General features: G+C 43.3%; 17 protein-coding genes. 11 read left to right on the top strand and 6 right to left on the bottom strand.

What is annotated here, in order from left to right; translation table 11 throughout:
• Positions 1-9 precede the first annotated feature (9 nt).
• The 4 genes from prmA (at position 10) to dtd (ending at position 4877) form a co-directional block, all read left to right on the top strand.
• The gene (prmA, locus tag I2C87_RS07015; protein WP_195324313.1) at positions 10-960 is read left to right on the top strand and encodes a 50S ribosomal protein L11 methyltransferase; all 951 of its coding nucleotides are present in this window, start codon (positions 10-12) and stop codon (positions 958-960) included.
• Position 961: 1 nt separating this feature from the next.
• Positions 962-1711, top strand: a complete 750-nt coding sequence (locus tag I2C87_RS07010) for a 16S rRNA (uracil(1498)-N(3))-methyltransferase (protein ID WP_195324312.1) — start codon at positions 962-964, stop codon at positions 1709-1711.
• A 251-nt stretch (positions 1712-1962) separates the two neighbouring features.
• The gene (locus I2C87_RS07005) at positions 1963-4182 is read left to right on the top strand and encodes a RelA/SpoT family protein (RefSeq protein WP_048691597.1); all 2220 of its coding nucleotides are present in this window, start codon (positions 1963-1965) and stop codon (positions 4180-4182) included.
• A gap of 251 nt (positions 4183-4433) precedes the next feature.
• On the top strand, positions 4434-4877 hold the full coding sequence (gene dtd / locus I2C87_RS07000; protein ID WP_048691599.1) for a D-aminoacyl-tRNA deacylase: 444 nt from the start codon (positions 4434-4436) through the stop codon (positions 4875-4877).
• Positions 4878-5175: 298 nt separating this feature from the next.
• Here the strand turns inward: dtd and I2C87_RS06995 are convergent, their stop codons facing one another.
• Entirely contained in the window at positions 5176-5829 is a 654-nt protein-coding gene (locus tag I2C87_RS06995; protein WP_125374791.1) for a metal-dependent transcriptional regulator, read from the bottom strand.
• Positions 5830-5969: 140 nt separating this feature from the next.
• On the opposite strand from I2C87_RS06995, the gene I2C87_RS06990 reads away from it, so the two are divergent.
• Entirely contained in the window at positions 5970-6995 is a 1026-nt protein-coding gene (locus I2C87_RS06990; RefSeq protein ID WP_195324311.1) for a DUF3114 domain-containing protein, read from the top strand.
• 107 nt (positions 6996-7102) lie between these two features.
• Here the strand turns inward: I2C87_RS06990 and tpx are convergent, their stop codons facing one another.
• The 4 genes from tpx to I2C87_RS06970 form a co-directional block, all read right to left on the bottom strand.
• Positions 7103-7597 (bottom strand): thiol peroxidase, encoded by a 495-nt coding sequence (gene tpx, locus I2C87_RS06985; RefSeq protein WP_040802778.1) that lies wholly within the window; start codon positions 7595-7597, stop codon positions 7103-7105.
• 87 nt (positions 7598-7684) lie between these two features.
• Positions 7685-8617 carry a metal ABC transporter substrate-binding protein gene (locus I2C87_RS06980; RefSeq protein ID WP_048788740.1) on the bottom strand — a complete coding sequence of 311 codons (933 nt, stop codon included), beginning with the start codon at positions 8615-8617 and terminating at the stop codon, positions 7685-7687.
• A 25-nt stretch (positions 8618-8642) separates the two neighbouring features.
• Entirely contained in the window at positions 8643-9482 is an 840-nt protein-coding gene (locus I2C87_RS06975) for a metal ABC transporter permease (protein WP_009732123.1), read from the bottom strand.
• Positions 9479-10201 carry a metal ABC transporter ATP-binding protein gene (locus tag I2C87_RS06970; RefSeq protein WP_048788741.1) on the bottom strand — a complete coding sequence of 241 codons (723 nt, stop codon included), beginning with the start codon at positions 10199-10201 and terminating at the stop codon, positions 9479-9481. The genes I2C87_RS06975 and I2C87_RS06970 overlap by 4 nt, the downstream gene beginning before the upstream one ends.
• Positions 10202-10350: 149 nt before the next feature.
• Here I2C87_RS06970 and I2C87_RS06965 point away from each other — a divergent pair, with 149 nt between their 5' ends.
• Entirely contained in the window at positions 10351-12246 is a 1896-nt protein-coding gene (locus I2C87_RS06965; RefSeq protein WP_195324310.1) for a M13 family metallopeptidase, read from the top strand.
• A 267-nt stretch (positions 12247-12513) separates the two neighbouring features.
• Here I2C87_RS06965 and I2C87_RS06960 read toward each other — a convergent pair whose 3' ends face one another.
• Positions 12514-13290, bottom strand: coding sequence for a glycyl-radical enzyme activating protein (locus I2C87_RS06960; protein WP_195324309.1), 777 nt, complete (start codon positions 13288-13290; stop codon positions 12514-12516).
• A 130-nt stretch (positions 13291-13420) separates the two neighbouring features.
• Here I2C87_RS06960 and I2C87_RS06955 point away from each other — a divergent pair, with 130 nt between their 5' ends.
• The 5 genes from I2C87_RS06955 (at position 13421) to I2C87_RS06935 (ending at position 17275) form a co-directional block, all read left to right on the top strand.
• Positions 13421-14164, top strand: a complete 744-nt coding sequence (locus tag I2C87_RS06955; RefSeq protein WP_048717589.1) for a DeoR/GlpR family DNA-binding transcription regulator — start codon at positions 13421-13423, stop codon at positions 14162-14164.
• Positions 14165-14178: 14 nt separating this feature from the next.
• Complete coding sequence (locus I2C87_RS06950) at positions 14179-15150, top strand: sugar-binding transcriptional regulator (protein WP_006595063.1); 972 nt, start codon at positions 14179-14181, stop codon at positions 15148-15150.
• Between the two features lie 166 nt (positions 15151-15316).
• A complete protein-coding gene (locus tag I2C87_RS06945; RefSeq protein ID WP_048691622.1) occupies positions 15317-15640 on the top strand; it encodes a PTS lactose/cellobiose transporter subunit IIA in 324 nt (107 codons plus the stop codon).
• A gap of 13 nt (positions 15641-15653) precedes the next feature.
• Positions 15654-15962 carry a PTS sugar transporter subunit IIB gene (locus tag I2C87_RS06940; protein WP_013904534.1) on the top strand — a complete coding sequence of 103 codons (309 nt, stop codon included), beginning with the start codon at positions 15654-15656 and terminating at the stop codon, positions 15960-15962.
• 11 nt (positions 15963-15973) lie between these two features.
• Positions 15974-17275, top strand: a complete 1302-nt coding sequence (locus I2C87_RS06935) for a PTS sugar transporter subunit IIC (RefSeq protein WP_195324308.1) — start codon at positions 15974-15976, stop codon at positions 17273-17275.
• Positions 17276-17390: the final 115 nt, after the last annotated feature.

Raw genomic sequence — 17390 nt, 5'->3', positions numbered from 1 at the left:
GAGAATCAGATGGAAACATGGCAAGAGCTAAAAGTTACAGTGAAGCGTGAGGGTGAGGAACTAGTCTCCAATCTCTTGATCGAGTTAGGTGCCCAAGGGGTCGCAATCGAGGACAGCATGGACTATGTGGGCAATGTCGACCGTTTCGGTGAGATTTTTCCTGAGGTCGAGCAACAAGAAGAAATCGTGGTGACCGCCTACTACCCGGAAACGGTTGATGTCGCAGAGGTTGAAGCGGATTTGCAGGCTCGCTTAGCAGAATTGACAGACTTTATGGATCTAGGAGAGGTCAAGATGGGGACGTCTGCCTTGGCTGAGGAAGATTGGGCGGACAACTGGAAGAAATACTACGAACCAGCTCGCATCACTCATGATTTGACTATCGTTCCGTCATGGACGGACTATGAGGCGACGGCTGGAGAAAAGATTATCAAGCTAGATCCTGGTATGGCCTTTGGGACAGGAACTCACCCGACGACCAAGATGAGCCTCTTTGCCTTGGAGCAGGTCCTTCGTGGTGGGGAAACGGTGCTGGATGTGGGGACTGGTTCAGGTGTTCTCTCTATTGCTAGCTCACTCCTAGGTGCCAAGGAAATCTTCGCCTATGACCTGGATGATGTAGCGGTTCGCGTCGCTCAGGAAAATATTGAGCTCAATCCGGGCATGGAGAACATCCATGTAGCCCCAGGCGATTTGCTTAAGGGTGTGGAGATTGAAGCAGATGTCATCGTGGCTAACATCTTGGCGGATATCCTTATCTACCTGACGGATGATGCCTATCGTTTGGTCAAGGACGAAGGTTATCTCATCATGAGTGGCATTATCAAGGACAAGTGGGACATGGTGCGTGAGTCGGCTGAGTCAGCTGGATTTTTCCTTGAAACTCACATGATCCAAGGGGAATGGAATGCCTGCGTCTTCAAGAAGACCAAGGATGTCTCCGGTGTGATTGGAGGCTAGCATGCAGCAGTATTTTGTAAAAGGCTTGCCTGTCTCGCCTGTCACCATAGAGGACAAGGAAACCAGCAAGCACATGTTTCAGGTTATGCGCCTGAAAGAAGAGGATGAGGTTACCTTGGTCTTCGATGATGGGATCAAGCGTTTGGCACGCGTGGTCAATGTAGAAGCCCGTCAGTTGGAGCTAGTTGAGGAATTGGCTGACAATGTAGAACTGCCAGTCCAAGTGACCATCGCATCAGGTTTCCCCAAAGGAGACAAGCTCGAGTTCATCACTCAGAAAGTAACAGAACTCGGAGCTAGTCAGATCTGGGCTTTCCCTGCCGATTGGTCCGTTGCCAAATGGGACGGCAAGAAATTGGGTAAAAAGGTCGAAAAACTAGAAAAAATCGCCCTTGGAGCAGCAGAGCAAAGCAAGCGTAACTTCGTTCCAAGTATTACCCTTTTTGAGAAAAAAGCAGACCTTCTAGCGCAACTCGATCAGTTTGACCGCATCGTGGTAGCCTATGAAGAGTCTGCCAAAGAAGGTGAGGCAGCCGCTCTGATTCAGTCGCTGACAGGATTGGAAGCTGGAAGTAAACTACTCTTTATCTTTGGACCGGAAGGTGGTCTTTCACCTGCGGAAATTGAGTCTTTTGAAGCTAAAGGAGCAATACTTGCAGGACTTGGCCCTCGTATTCTTCGAGCAGAAACAGCCCCACTCTACGCTCTTAGCGCAGTGAGTGTTGTCACAGAATTAATGAAAAACGCGTGAAGGTAGACCTTCACGCGTTTCTTTTATATCTTATTTTGTTCAGAATTTATTCGTTTTATTATTTTTTATATATTACAAATTAATGAATTTTTTATAAAAAATGGAGTATTTGTATAAAAAGGGAACCTACGTTCGGGATTTCTGGCTGATAGTGCTGGAAAGCTCTTCAAATAGCATGAAAGTCAATCGGACTAGTTTTCATATAGAGCTAAAAGTGATAGAATAGAAGGCAAGAAAGTGGAGAAAACTAGATGCCGAAAGAAGAACCTTTAACAGGGGGCCAGGTTATTGCCCTTACCAAAAAATACTTGTCGGGAGAGGATGTTGCATTTGTAGAAAAAGCTCTCCTTTATGCAGTCGACTGCCATAGTGGGCAATTCCGTAAATCAGGTGAACCCTATATCATCCACCCTATTCAAGTTGCCGGTATTTTGGCAAAATTGAAGTTGGATGCTGTGACGGTTGCCTGTGGTTTTTTGCACGACGTTGTCGAGGATACAAACGCGACCCTAGATGATTTAGAACGTGAATTTGGGCACGATGTCCGAGTGATTGTTGATGGAGTGACCAAGCTCGGGAAGGTCAAATACAAGTCCCATGAAGAGCAGCTGGCAGAGAACCACCGCAAGATGCTCATGGCCATGTCTCAGGATATCCGTGTCATCTTGGTCAAGCTAGCAGACCGCTTGCACAACATGCGGACTTTGAAGCATTTACGCAAGGACAAGCAAGAACGGATTTCTCAAGAAACCATGGAAATCTATGCGCCGCTAGCCCACCGTCTCGGGATTTCCAGCGTCAAGTGGGAATTGGAAGATCTATCCTTCCGTTATCTGAATGAAGTCGAGTTCTATAAAATTTCCCATATGATGAAGGAGAAGCGTCGCGAGCGGGAAGCCTTGGTAGAAGAAGTTGTCCAAAAGATCGAGTCCTATGCGGCAGAACGCCACCTCTATGGGAAAATCTATGGTCGTCCTAAGCATATCTACTCCATCTACCGCAAGATGCAGGATAAGAAGAAACGCTTTGATGAAATCTATGATTTGATTGCCATTCGCTGTATCCTGGAATCACCGAGCGATGTCTATGCCATGCTGGGCTATATCCACGAGTTGTGGAAGCCTATGCCAGGCCGTTTCAAGGACTACATCGCCAATCGGAAGGCCAATGGTTACCAGTCCATCCATACCACTGTTTACGGACCAAAAGGTCCCATCGAGTTCCAGATCCGTACCAAGGAAATGCACGAGGTTGCTGAGTACGGGGTTGCGGCACACTGGGCTTATAAGAAAGGAATCAAGGGCCAAGTCAATAGCAAAGAATCGGCTATTGGGATGAACTGGATCAAGGAGATGATGGAACTCCAAGACCAGGCGGATGATGCCAAGGAATTTGTTGATACTGTCAAAGAAAACTATCTGGCAGAAGAGATTTATGTCTTTACCCCAGATGGAGCGGTTCGTTCTCTTCCAAAGGATTCTGGACCGATTGACTTTGCCTATGAGATTCATACCAAGATCGGGGAAAAAGCGACTGGTGCCAAAGTTAATGGCCGTATGGTTCCTTTGACTACCAAGCTGAAAACGGGTGACCAGGTTGAAATCATCACCAATCCAAATTCATTTGGACCAAGTCGTGACTGGCTCAATATCGTCAAGACCAGCAAGGCCCGCAATAAGATCCGCCAATTCTTTAAGAACCAAGACAAGGAACTCTCGATCAACCGTGGACGAGAGTTGCTCATGGCCCAATTCCATGAGCATGATATGATTGCCAACAAGTTCATGGATAAGAAGCACATGGACAAGGTCTTGCAAAAGACCAGCTACAAGACCGAAGATGCCCTGTTTGCGGCCATCGGTTTTGGAGAAGTCGGAGCCATCTCTGTCTTTAATCGTTTGACGGAGGAAGAGCGTCGAGAAGAGGAAAAGGCCAAGGCGCGTGCAGAAGCTGAAGAGCTGGTCAAAGGTGGCGAAGTCAAGGTTGAAAACAAAAAAGACACCCTCAAGGTCCGCCATGAAGGTGGCGTGGTCATCCAAGGGGCTTCTGGTCTCTTGATCCGGATTGCTAAGTGTTGCAATCCCGTCCCAGGAGATACAATTGTCGGTTACATTACCAAAGGACGTGGGGTTGCCATTCACCGTCAAGACTGTATGAACCTGCGGGCCCAAGACAACTACGAGCAACGCTTGATCGACGTCGAGTGGGAAGACAATAACTCGACCAAGGACTACATCGCCCATATCGATATCTACGGCCTCAACCGCGCAGGCCTTCTCAATGATGTCCTTCAAGTCCTCTCTAATACGGCCAAGATGATCTCAACCGTCAATGCCCAACCAACCAAAGATATGAAGTTTGCCAATATCCACATTTCTTTCGGGATTCCAAATTTGTCCATGTTGACAACGGTTGTGGATAAGATTAAGAGTGTGCCGGAGGTGTACTCTGTTAAGCGTACCAACGGCTAATCTTCTGCGAAAATCGACTTCATACTGCGTTAGTTTCAACTGGCCTAACTACAGTTATGCCTGCGTCTCACTGCCTTGTCTGATGTCGATTTTCTTTGAAGATTGAGAAGTGTGGTTAGAATTCATTTATTGCTTGGTTAGCTCGCCTCGCCGTACTTCAGTACTGTCTTCGTCTCACTGCCTTGTCTGATGTCGATTTTCTTTGAAGGTAGCAGTGAATGCTCAATAGATTGTTAAAATAGGATAATAAGATGAAATTAGTGATTCAACGGGTCAAAAGGGCCTCGGTTTCTATTGACGGTCAAGTTTATAGTCAGATTCAAGAAGGACTTCTTCTCTTGGTGGGAGTGGGGCCTGAGGATGACCAGAAGGATTTGGAGTATGCGGTGCGCAAGGTCACCCAAATGCGGATTTTCTCGGATGAAGAAGGGAAGATGAACTTATCTGTCAAGGATATTCAAGGAGAAATCCTCTCGATTTCTCAATTTACCCTCTTTGCCCAGACAAAAAAAGGCAATCGTCCAGCCTTTATCGGGGCAGCCAATCCAGAGATGGCCAGCCAGCTCTACGATGACTTCAATGATTTGTTAGAAAAGGAAGTCCCTGTCAAACGAGGGGTCTTCGCTGCAGATATGGCAATCGAACTCATCAATGATGGCCCAGTGACTATCATCCTCGATACGAAAAATCCATAGAAAGAAAAAAACATGCCCTTGATTAAGAGCATGTGGGATTGAAGAAATAGTATTCCTAGAAACTTTCCTTAGGTGAGTACGGACGTCAGCGAACTTCTACGAAGTTCCATGACTTAGTTTTGAACCTAAGGTTTCAAAACTCCCGAATGCTTGAAACATTATTGTTTCAAGCATTTTTCTCACGGCGGAAAGTTTCGGATTTACTTTAATAATTCAAAGTAACAGAAGAACTTATTTTAAAAATTATCCAGCTATCTTAAGTAAAAAGTAGTTTGGCTACATTCAAACATGCCCTTGATTAAAGGGCATGTTTTTCTATGTAAAGTTGTTGGGCAATCAGATGATTGATCTGGATGTCTTGGTCTTTGATCTGGAGCTGATAGAGGCCAGTGTAATCGTCGTAGCCTTTGAAGAGAATGTCATCTCCAATGCTCAGTTGGATCTGGTCTAAAAAATTCAGCAATTCAAAGCTATCCTGGACTCTTCGCAAACGATAGGTTCCCAGTTCGCTGACATCACTCAAACGGTCCTGGTAAGCCTCGATGAGGAGTTGTCCTTTGGGTGGAATGGTTCCTCCATGGGGGCAGGTTTTGGGAGTGTCTAACATCTGGTCAAGTTTATCGATAAAGCGGTCGGAGACAGTATGCTCGAGCACCTCAGCCTCTTCATGGACTTCTTCAGTTGTATAGCCCAGTTTTTTGAGCAAGAACACTTCAATCAATCGGTGCTTGCGAAAGAGATCGGAAACTGTTTGAAGGCCGAGCTCGGTAAGCAGATAGCCGTGGGTCTTATCCTTGATGAGGAGATTCTCCGAGATCATTCGCTTGACCATCTCAGTCACGGCTGGAGGCGAAACCTGCATCCGGGCCGCAATCTCTTTGTTACTAATTTTTTCATGTTGCGTGCCGATTTCATAGATGCACTTGAGGTAATCTTCTTTATTTGGTGTCATAGGGTCCTCTTTTCTTCGCTCCTTCTAGTATATCAAAAAAAGCGCAAAATGGCTTGGCCAGTGGATAGGAATTGTCTGGGAGGGCGAAAGATGATAGTATAGAAGCATAAACCGAAAACAATATGGAAAGGAGGGGGCAGATGAAGCGACGGGAATTAGAAAAACTGGGCTGGACGACCAGAGGTCTCAGCTACTTAGAAAAACGACTGCAGTCTTGCGAAGATGAAGCAAGAAGGCAAGACTGTTACCGCTCTGTCTTTGTCTTTGCCAGCCCTCTTTTCCAAGAGATGTGGCAGAGAGAACTGCAAGGATTGACGGCAGGTCGTGCCCAGGCCCTCTTAAAAGGGGTTATGCATCTCTGTCTCATGCCACGGGATTTATCGGGAACCTGTGAGGAGACCGCCTTCTTACTGAAGCGGTTCTGGCCAGATTGTCACCCTCATTCACCTTTTTGGTCTTCTTTTTCAAGAGTGGTCCAAGTAGCTTTTGCTCTGGATTCATTAGCCAGCAAAGCAGGAGATCAGCTCTTAAAACGCCAGATCCACCAGTTCCGCTATCTGCTCTCTGCCTACCAGACCCAGTGGATTCGGGAGCATTATGCCAAAACTGGACAGACTGATGAAGAGGCGCTACAAGCTTACTTACAGGAGACAAAAGGAATTAAGATTGATGCCTATGAGGCGGCTCGTCTTCACAATAAGGTCTATGTGGATCAAAACGGCCAGCTCGCCTTCCCATCGCGTGCTCAGGCCCAGTTGAATTTTAAGGTCTTGCTCAACTTTCATACTGAGTATATCCTGGATCAGGGTGGCCAGTTTCTCAACGAAGTGGACCCGAATCAGATTTCTGAAAATGGCATTGTCAATGGAGCCAGTTTCAACTATGGTTTAGCCAGAGGCCGGACTCATAAGGACTTGGATATCGATCCCGTCAAATCGTGGGATCCACCTTTTCGTAAGAAGGTCCTCTATCAGCAAGGTGTTCGCTATCTAGCTCCGAAGAATGATCGTGGAGAGCAGGGCTATTGGAGCCGGAAGGGAACCTTTGCACAAGGAGGCAAGAGCTACAAGCAACAGGTAGCAAAGCGTGTGCGGAGTTTCCTCAGAGGCATCCCACGCTTACGCTGGCGAGTCCTCCTTCAGAATGGACTCCATCGGTTTTTATAGTAGTCCTCTTTCGGATTGAAGAAAAAGGACTCTTAGAAATTCTCTTAAGGAAAGTCTCTGAACGAATTTTGTAGATATAAAAAAGAGGTCGTAGACCTCTTTTTTATTTAATCAAGTGCTTTGACGGCTTCGATTGCCGCGTCGTAATTGGGTTCGCTGTTGATGTTGTCTAGGTATTCGACGTAAGTGACCTTGTTGTCCGCATCTAGGACCAAGACAGCGCGTGCGAGCAAATGCCATTCATTGATCAAGAGGCCATAGGCTTTTCCGAAGGAATGGTCGAAGTAGTCTGAGAGCATGATGGCATTTTCGATCCCTTCAGCAGCACACCATTTACCTTGAGCGAAAGGAAGGTCGACGGAAACCGTCAAGACCACAGTGTCCTCCATGTCAGAGAGGGCCTGGTTGAAGTGACGTGTTTGGGTGGAACAGATACCTGTGTCAATAGATGGGATCACGCTGAGGACTTTTTTCTTCCCAGCAAAATCAGCCAAAGATTTTTTCTCTAAGTTTGGTGTAGTCAGTGAAAAGTCATGAGCAGTATCGCCAACTTGAAGTTGAGATCCGGTAAAGGTAACAGGGTTTCCTAAAAATGTTGTCATAGCAAAGACTCCTTTTTTCTTTTCATTGTACATTAATGAAGGGGGAAGAGCCACTGATTTGTTTGAGAATCTAATCAGTTTGGAATCTTATTTGTTCAAACCTTCTGCGATTTTCTCCAAATTCCATTTCATCATGCTGTAGTAGCTGTCGCCTTCTTCGCCTTCTTTGGCGATCGAGTCAGTAAAGATCTTTGCAAAGATAGGGATATTGCTATCCTTAGACACAGTTTTCATAGGACGCTCATCGACACTGGATTCGACAAAGAGGGACGGTACTTTGGTTTGACGCAATTTCTCTAGCAGCGTTTTGATTTGTTCAGGTGTCCCTTCTTCTTCAGTGTTGATTTCCCAGATATAGGCAGATGGGACGCCGTAGGCTTTGGAGAAGTACTTGAAGCAACCCTCACTGGTTACGATCATCTTCTTCTCTGCTGGGATGTTATTGAATGCTTGCTTGGCTTCTTGATCCAGCTTGCTCAGTTTTTCAGTATAGGCTGCTAGATTTTTTTCGTAGAAGTCCTTATTTTTTGGATCTTTGGCGATCAATTGTTTAGCAATGTTTTTAGCATAGATGATCCCGTTTTCGAGATTGAGCCAAGCGTGAGGGTCTTCTTTTCCAGCTTGGTTTTGGCCTTCTAGGTAGATGACCTCTACGCCATCGCTGGCAGCGAAATAGTCCTTGTTTTCTACTTTATTAGCATTTTTGACCAACTTGGTAAACCAAGCATTGCCACCCGTTTCGAGGTTGATGCCGTTGTAGAAGATGAGGTCTGCTTGTGAAGTTTTTTTGACATCTTCTGGGAGTGGTTCGTATTCATGGGGATCTTGGCCGACAGGGACAATACTGTGTAGCTCGATTTTATCTCCAGCGATATTTTTTGTCATATCTGCGAGGATGGAGTTGGTGGTGACCACTTTCAATTTATCGGATGAGGACTTGGAAGAAGAGTCTTTGCTACAAGCCAGTAAACCAAATAAGAGAGCCACAAAGAGGGCTAAGACGGAAGTTAGTTTTTTCATTTTTTTCTCCTTTATGAGATTAATCTTAGTACGAAGGGGAATGTCTGTTCTTTCTCTGCTTGGGAGCGATAAAGAAGCTAATGAGAAAGAAGACGGCAGAAGTGATGACAATACAAGATCCGACAGCGATGTTGAAGCTATAACCAATAAAAAGTCCTAGGATGGATGCAAGAGCACCTAATCCGGATGAAAGGAGCATCATGGACCAGAGGCTATTGGCATAGAGATAGGCCGTCGCAGCAGGTGTGATGAGCATGGCGACGATGAGAATGGTCCCGACACTCTGCATAGCAGTGACAGAAACCAAGGTCAAGAGCACCATGAGAAGGTAGTGATAGACCTTGACCCGAACGCCCATGGATTGAGCGAGGACAGGGTCGAAGGAAGTAAGTAGCAAGGGTCGAAAGAGCAGGCAAATCGCCAGTAAGACAGCCACACCAATACCAATGGTCATCCACATATCCTGGTCTTGCACGGCCAAGATATTCCCAAAGAGGATGTGGAAGAGGTCAGTGGAACTTTTAGCGACTCCAATCAAGATGACCCCTAAGGCGAGGAAAGAAGAAAAGGTAATCCCAATCGCAGTGTCGCTCTTGATGATGGAGTTGCTCTTGATATAGGTGATCAGGATGGAAGCTAAGAGGCCAAAGATGATGGCGCCAATAAAAAAGTTGATACCTAAGATAAAGGACAAAGCCACCCCTGGAAGGACTGCGTGCGAAATAGCGTCCCCCATGAGAGACAAGCCTCGCAGAATGATGAAACATCCGACCGCACCGGCGACGATCCCGATGGCAATAGCTGTAATGAGAGCGTTTTGGAGGAAATGAAATTGTTGTAATCCATCGATAAATTCTGCAATCATCTGATTTCACCTCCTATAAAGAGTTCATGCCCGTAGGCTGCATGCAGATTCTCTTTGGTAAAGGTTTCCTCTGTTTTCCCAAAAGCAATCAGTTTGCGATGAAGGAGGAGGACTTGGTCAAAGTAAGCTGGAACCTTGCTGAGATCGTGATGGACGATCAGGATGGTCTTGCCTTCCTTTTTCAGGGTTTGGAGTGTCTGCATGATGATGTCCTCGCTAACAGAGTCAATTCCAGCGAAGGGCTCATCCAAAAAGATGACATCTGCTTCTTGGACCAAGCAGCGGGCGATTAGGACCCGTTGGAATTGCCCTCCCGAGAGTTGGCCAATCTGGCGATCCGCGAGATCAAGGAGATTGACAAGTTTTAAGGCATCTTCCACCTTTTGGAGATCCTCTTTGCTTTTTCGCTTGAAGATAGAAAGATGGGGGTAGAGGCCCAGTGAGACACACTCTCGCACCGTGATGGGGAAGTGGAAATCAATAGCTGTCTTTTGTTCGACGTAGGCCACTCGTTGAAGAACTTGGTCGAGATCTTTTTGATCGAGTAGGACTTTTCCCGAATGAGGGAGAAGTCCTAGCATAGCCTTGATCAAGGTTGATTTTCCAGCTCCGTTGGGTCCAAGAATTCCTAGGATGGTTGGACCCTGGATGGTGAGAGAAAGATTCTCCAAGGCCAGTGTTTGCTGGTAAGCAACACTTAGATGTTCAATTTGAATCATGATTTTTCTCCTTTACCATTAATATACATAAATTAAAAAATTAAGTCAAGTTAATTTTTTTAAATAATTTAGATTAACTCACTTGTAATCATTGAAAAATAGACCTATTTTTGATAAGGTTATTACAAAAGATTGAAAGTGAGAAGATCATGGTACGTTTACAAGATGATTTTTATGATTACGTCAACGGGAAATGGGCTGAGACAGCTGTGATTCCAGATGACAAACCGTCAACCGGTGGTTTTATGGACTTGATCCAAGAGATCGAAAACTTGATGTTGGATATTACCGGAAAATGGCAACGAGGAGAAGAGCTGCCAGAAGACAGTATTCTCCAAAACTTTGTCAAATACCACAAGATGGTGGCAGATTTTGATGCGCGAGAAGCAGCTGGTGTGGCTCCAGCTATGCCCTTGATCAATGAAATCAAGGCCTTGTCTTCTTTTGAAGACTATACCAGTAAGTTGGGGACCTATGAGCTAGCTGGCAAACCAAATCTCATGCCATTTAGCGTGTCACCAGACTTTATGAATGCCCAAATGAATGTCTTGTGGGGAGAAGCACTCGGTTTGATCTTGCCTGATACGACCTACTATGAAGAAGGCAATGAAAAAGGCCCAGAGTTATTGGCTGTTTGGCGTCAAATGGTTGAAAAGCTCTTGGCAAAATTTGATTTCTCAGAGGAAGAAATCAAAGATATCCTGGATAAGGTGATTGCGGCCGATGCAGAATTGGCCAAATATGTCTTGTCAAACGAAGAAAAATCCGAGTACAACAAACTCTACCATCCTTATGAGTGGGCAGATTTCAAGGCCTTGGTTCCAGAATTGCCACTCGATACCTTCTTTACAGAAGTGATCGGGCAAACGCCAGATACTATCATTGTTCCAGAAGAGCGCTTCTGGAAGGAATTTGCGCCAAAATTCTACTCAGCAGCCAACTGGGAAACCCTTCATGCCAAGTTGAAACTCAGTGCAGCTCTTTCTTGGACGTCTTTCTTGACTGAAGAAATCCGTGTCTTATCTGGTGAGTATAGCCGTACGATTACAGGGACACCAGAAGCACGTCCGAAAGAAAAAGCCGCTCTGGCCTTGGCGGAAGGGCCTTATAGCCAAGCGCTTGGACTCTGGTATGCGGGCGAAAAATTCTCACCAGAAGCGAAAGCAGACGTAGAGCATAAAGTAGCGACCATGATTGAGGTTTACAAGGATCGCTTAGAAAAAGCGGATTGGCTCGCTCCTGAAACTCGTGAAAAAGCCATTGTCAAGCTCAATGTCATCACACCACATATCGGCTACCCTGAAAAATTACCAGAAACGTATGCCAAAAAGATCATCGACGAGAGCAAGACCTTGGTGGAAAATGCTCAAAAATTGGCTCAAATTTCCATTGCCCATACTTGGAGCAAGTGGAACCAACCAGTCGATCGGAGTGAGTGGCACATGCCAGCTAATATGGTCAATGCTTACTATGATCCGCAACAAAACCAAATCGTTTTCCCAGCAGCGATCTTACAGGCGCCTTTCTATGACCTTCACCAATCGTCATCAGCTAACTACGGCGGAATCGGTGCGGTCATTGCCCATGAAATCTCCCACGCCTTTGACACCAATGGAGCATCCTTTGACGAGCACGGTAGTTTGAAAGATTGGTGGAAGCCAGAAGATTACGAAGCCTTTACTGCTCGCACGCAAAAGGTCATCGATCAGTTCGAAGGCCAAGACTCTTACGGTGCTAAGATCAACGGGAAATTGACCGTTTCTGAAAATGTGGCAGACCTCGGAGGAATTGCCGCAGCCCTTGAAGCCGCTAAGAAAGAAGCAGACTTCTCCGCAGAAGAATTCTTTACCAACTTTGCTCGCATCTGGCGCATGAAAGCTCGACCAGAGTACATGCAACTCCTCGCAAGTGTTGACGTGCACGCACCAGGAAAACTCCGTACCAATGTCCAATTGCCAAACTTTGATGAATTCTTTGAAACCTTTGATGTCAAAGAAGGCGATGGCATGTGGCGAAAACCAGAAGACCGCGTGATCATTTGGTAATGTAAGATAGGAGAGACGATTCGGTTTACCGAAACTTCCTGCAGAAAAATAGGAAATCAATGCCGCATTCCATGAATGCCAATTGATTTATCTTTTTTCCAAAGGAAGTAGTCTTGACTTCAGTTAAGCAATTTATTGATTTTTCTTGACGATGTGGGCCATGCTCACCAGGCAATCTCTCTTTTTCTCGATGCTCGTGAAAGAATAAGAAATCCCCAAAGCCAAGTTTCAGTAAATTGAAACTAGCTTTGGGGATTTTTGAGTGGATTAGAAATAACAGTGAATGTCATGATCTAAAAAAACTTGCTGGTAGTCATATAAATCTTCTGGATGCAGGGCTTTTATTCCTTCCATTTCATAGCGACGTCCTAAAAGCTTGTATTTGTTTTCTCCAAACTGGTGAAATGGGAGCAGTTGTACTTCATCGATATCGAGAGAATTAAAAAGAGAAGCAAATTCTTCAGCATCAGTTAAAGAGTCATTGAAATTAGGAATGACTGGAATACGTAAAACGATTGTTTTGTTTTGAGCAAAGGCATAATGAATATTTTTAATAATCAGATGATTGTTGACTCCGACAACCTTCTTATGTTTAAGTGTATTGTAATGTTTAAGGTCTGTATAAATAAAATCAACATACTGAATGAGATCGACAAATTTCTCATGTTCAACAAAAGCTGTCGTTTCGATTGCAGTATGAAGTCCAACTTCTTTCGCAGCTTTTAAGATTGCTTTGGCAAATTCAAATTGAGCGAAGATTTCTCCACCAGACAGGGTAAGGCCACCACCAGATTCTTCATAGAAGTCAACGTCTTTTAAGACATCATCTATGATTTCTGTAACTGTTTTTTCTTCTCCTGTGATGGTTTCCTTTTTAGTAACAGCATCCAACATTTTTTCAGGATTTGCACGCTGGGATTCAGGATTGGAGCACCATGGACAACGCAGGGGACATCCTTTTAGAAATACAGTAGTTCGGATTCCAGGGCCATCATGGATACTAAAGTGTTGGATATTAAAGATTATGCCACGATTTTGTTCCATATTTTTGCTCTCCTATCAATCTAGTAAGTCCATTATACATTATTTAAGAAACTAATTCAATTACGAACGAAAGTTTATTTTGTTTTGAATTCACTCGAAAATTTGCTAAAATAGAGAAGAGGTAAAAACAATGCAACGTTTAGATGAAATATTGAAATTAGTATCGGAATTTGAAAAGATTGATGTTAATAGCTTGTCTGAGAAATTACAAGTCTCTAAAGTGACCATTCGAAAGGATTTGGACAAGCTAGAATCCAAAGGATTATTGCATAGAGAACACGGCTATGCTGTTTTAAATAGTGGAGATGATATCAATGTTCGATTGTCCTTTCAATATGATACCAAGAAAAGAATAGCCAGGGAAGCTGCTAAATTAATTAAGGATAACGACACGGTTTTGATTGAATCGGGCTCTACATGTGCCTTGCTAGCAGAAGAAATTTGCCAAACAAAAAAGAATGTCAAGATTGTGACAAATTCTTACTTTATTGCAGATTATATTCAGGAATATGATTCTTGTAAAATCATCCTACTTGGTGGTGAATTTCAAAAAGAATCGAGAGTGACTGTAGGTCCGCTTTTGAAAGAATTAATCCGCTCGTTTAGAGTTCCCTTTGCTTTTGTAGGGGTTGACGGATATGATGATGAACTTGGCTTTACTGGGAAAGATATGATGAGAAGTGAAGTTGTTCAAGCTATGTCCGATGTTTCTAAAGAAGTGATTGTCTTAACAGATTCAAGTAAATTTGGGAAATGTGGAACTGTCAGACGATTTGCACTTTCACAAGTTTCGAGAGTCATAACAGATAAGAATATATCTCAAGAAGCGAAAGAAAAACTTGAGGATTCGCAAACGATTTTAACTTTAGTATAAGAAGGAGACGCCAATTGAAAGATGAACGGAAAAAGTTACTTGCTAAATTAGCCTACCTATACTATGTTGAAGACAAAAGTCAATCGCAAATCGCAGCAGAAACTGGAATCTACCGTACAACTGTTAGCAGAATGCTAGCAGAGGCCAAGAAAGAGGGCGTAGTAAAAATTGAAATTGAAAACTTTGATACTCGCCTCTTCCATTTAGAAAATTATATCAAACAAAAATATGGCTTAAAAGCTATCGAGATTATACCGAATCTAGTTGATGAGCCTCGAGAAAGCCTTGAAAAGCGACTGGCGCAAGCAAGTGCGGTCATGCTTCGTAATTTGATTGAAGATGGAATGACAGTCGGATTTTCATGGGGCAAGTCTCTCAGATTAATGGTAGAACAAGTTGGAACGAAGCGCTTGGATGGTGTTCAGTTTTATCCCCTAGCTGGAGGTCCCAGTCATATTCATGCTCGCTACCATGTCAATACGCTGATCTACAGTATGGCGAGTAAATTTCATGGGGAATGTCATTTTATAAACGCGAGTGTCATTCAAGAAAATTCTGAGGTGACGGAAGGCATCTTATCTTCTAAGTATTTTGAGGATTTGAAAGCTAGTTGGCGTTGTTTGGATGTTGCGGCTGTAGGGATTGGTGGCTATGCAGATAGCAAGAATCCTCAGTGGTTTGATATGCTGACATCAAATGATTTTAGGAAATTGGAGTCAGAACATGCTGTAGGAGAAGTATGCTGTCGTTTCTTTGATCAAGAAGGTGTCCCCGTTTATCCTGAATTACAGGAAAGAACAATATCTATCACATTGGAGGAATTGAGAAAGGTACCAAACACCATCTCTTTAGCCTACGGTGATCAGAAAGCAAAAGCTATTTTATCGGTTTTGAAAGCCAACTATATCAATCATTTAGTCACAGATGAAGCGACGATCTTAAAAGTTTTAGAATTAGATGGTGATCAGCAATTTACTAAAAAATAGGACAGCAGAAATGCGGTCCTTATTTTTTTGAGCTATATAGCACAAATGTGCAAAAAACAAAAATAACAACCAAATGTTGCGATTTTTATTGACCGGCAAAAATATAAATGGTATATTGACAATAGAAAAAGCGCTTTCAGTAGATTAACAAAGGAGTGTAGTGCACATGGAAATAATTGTTGCAGACCAAATTATTATGGGATTGATTTTAAATGCGGGTGATGCTAAACAGCATATTTACCAAGCTTTATCATATGCTAAGGAGGGCGATTTTACATCTTCTGAAGGCGAAATTGCAAAAGCAGATGCAGCATTGCTAGAAGCGCATAACCTGCAAACACAATTTTTAGCCCAGGAAGCAGGTGGGACAAAGACAGATATTACAGCTCTGTTTGTGCACTCACAAGATCACTTAATGACTTCAATCACAGAGATTAACTTGATTAAAGAAATGATTGACTTACGTAAAGAACTTTCAGCGAAACAATAAGGAGGAAAAGAAGATGAAAATTGGATTGTTTTGTGCAGCAGGATTTTCAACAGGAATGTTGGTAAATAATATGAAGGTGGCGGCTAAGGAATTAGGGATTGATGCTGAAATCGATGCCTATTCTCAAGCGAAATTAGCAGATTTTGCCCCAGAAATCGATGTCGCATTGTTGGGCCCTCAAGTAGCTTATACTTTGGATAAATCAAAAGCGATTTGTGAGGCAAACCATATTCCTATTGCTGTCATCCCTATGGCAGATTATGGGATGTTGGATGGTAAGAAAGTACTAAATCTAGCTCTAGAATTGCTAGGAGAAAAATAAGGAGGCTTCCCATGTCTAATTTTAATTCTCAGAAAATTATCGCTCCAATCATGCGTTTTGTAAACATGAAAGGAATTATTGCTCTTAAAGATGGGATGTTAGCGATCCTTCCATTAACGGTAGTTGGTAGTTTGTTTCTGATTATTGGGCAATTACCATTTGAAGGTCTTAACCAGGCTATTGCTAGTGTATTTGGCGATACATGGACAGAGCCATTTATGCAGGTTTATTCAGGAACATTCGCCATCATGGGATTAATTTCTTGCTTCTCCATTGGTTATTCATATGCTAAAAACAGTGGAGTAGAGCCTTTGCCAGCAGGAGTTTTGTCCCTATCTTCATTCTTTATCTTGTTAAAATCTTCTTATGTACCAGCTAAGGGAGAACCGATTGGTGATGCCATTGCAAAAGTATGGTTTGGTGGTCAAGGGATTATTGGTGCCATTATTATTGGTCTGGTAGTTGGTGCGATTTATACTGTGTTTATCCAAAGACATATTGTTATTAAAATGCCAGAACAAGTACCTCAAGCCATTGCCAAACAATTTGAAGCGATGATTCCTGCTTTCGTGATTTTCTTACTATCAATGATTGTCTATATCGTATCAAAAGTAGTGACAAGTGGCGGTACCTTCATTGAAATGATTTATGATGTCATTCAGGTTCCTCTACAAGGTCTAACAGGATCACTTTACGGAGCGATTGGAATTGCCTTCTTTATTTCGTTCTTGTGGTGGTTTGGTGTGCATGGACAATCAGTTGTCAATGGTGTAGTAACAGCCTTGCTACTTTCTAACCTGGATGCCAATAAATCAATGTTGGCAGCTGGGAAGCTATCCGTTGAAAATGGTGCCCACATTGTAACCCAACAATTCCTAGATAGTTTCCTTATTTTGTCTGGATCAGGTATAACCTTTGGTTTGGTTATTGCTATGTTATTTGCTGCTAAGTCAAAACAATATAAGGCACTTGGGAAAGTTGCAGCTTTTCCTGCAATCTTCAATGTTAATGAACCCGTCGTATTTGGCTTCCCAATTGTAATGAACCCAGTGATGTTCCTTCCATTTATTATCGTTCCAATTTTAGCAGCGATAATTGTTTATACTTCAATTACTATTGGGTTCATGCATCCATTCTCAGGTGTGACACTTCCTTGGAGTACACCAGCCATTATTTCTGGATTTATGGTTGGAGGTTGGCAAGGTGCTTTCGTTCAAGTGCTAGTTCTTGCAACCTCGACAGTTGTATACTTCCCATTCTTTAAATTCCAAGATAATCTTGCTTATAACAATGAATTACAAGCTGAAAAATAGTGCGTTTATTAGGAATGCACAGATGTGCGACTAGAATAGAATTTATAGGTATAATCCATAATTCATTGAAATTCGTAAAATTTAATGCTACTATAGTTACGAAAGAAAACAAAAT

The sequence above is a fragment of the Streptococcus sp. 1001283B150225_161107_H12 genome, assembly GCF_015552665.1.
GTDB lineage: Bacteria > Bacillota > Bacilli > Lactobacillales > Streptococcaceae > Streptococcus.
This window is presented reverse-complemented; position numbering and strand designations above follow the sequence as displayed.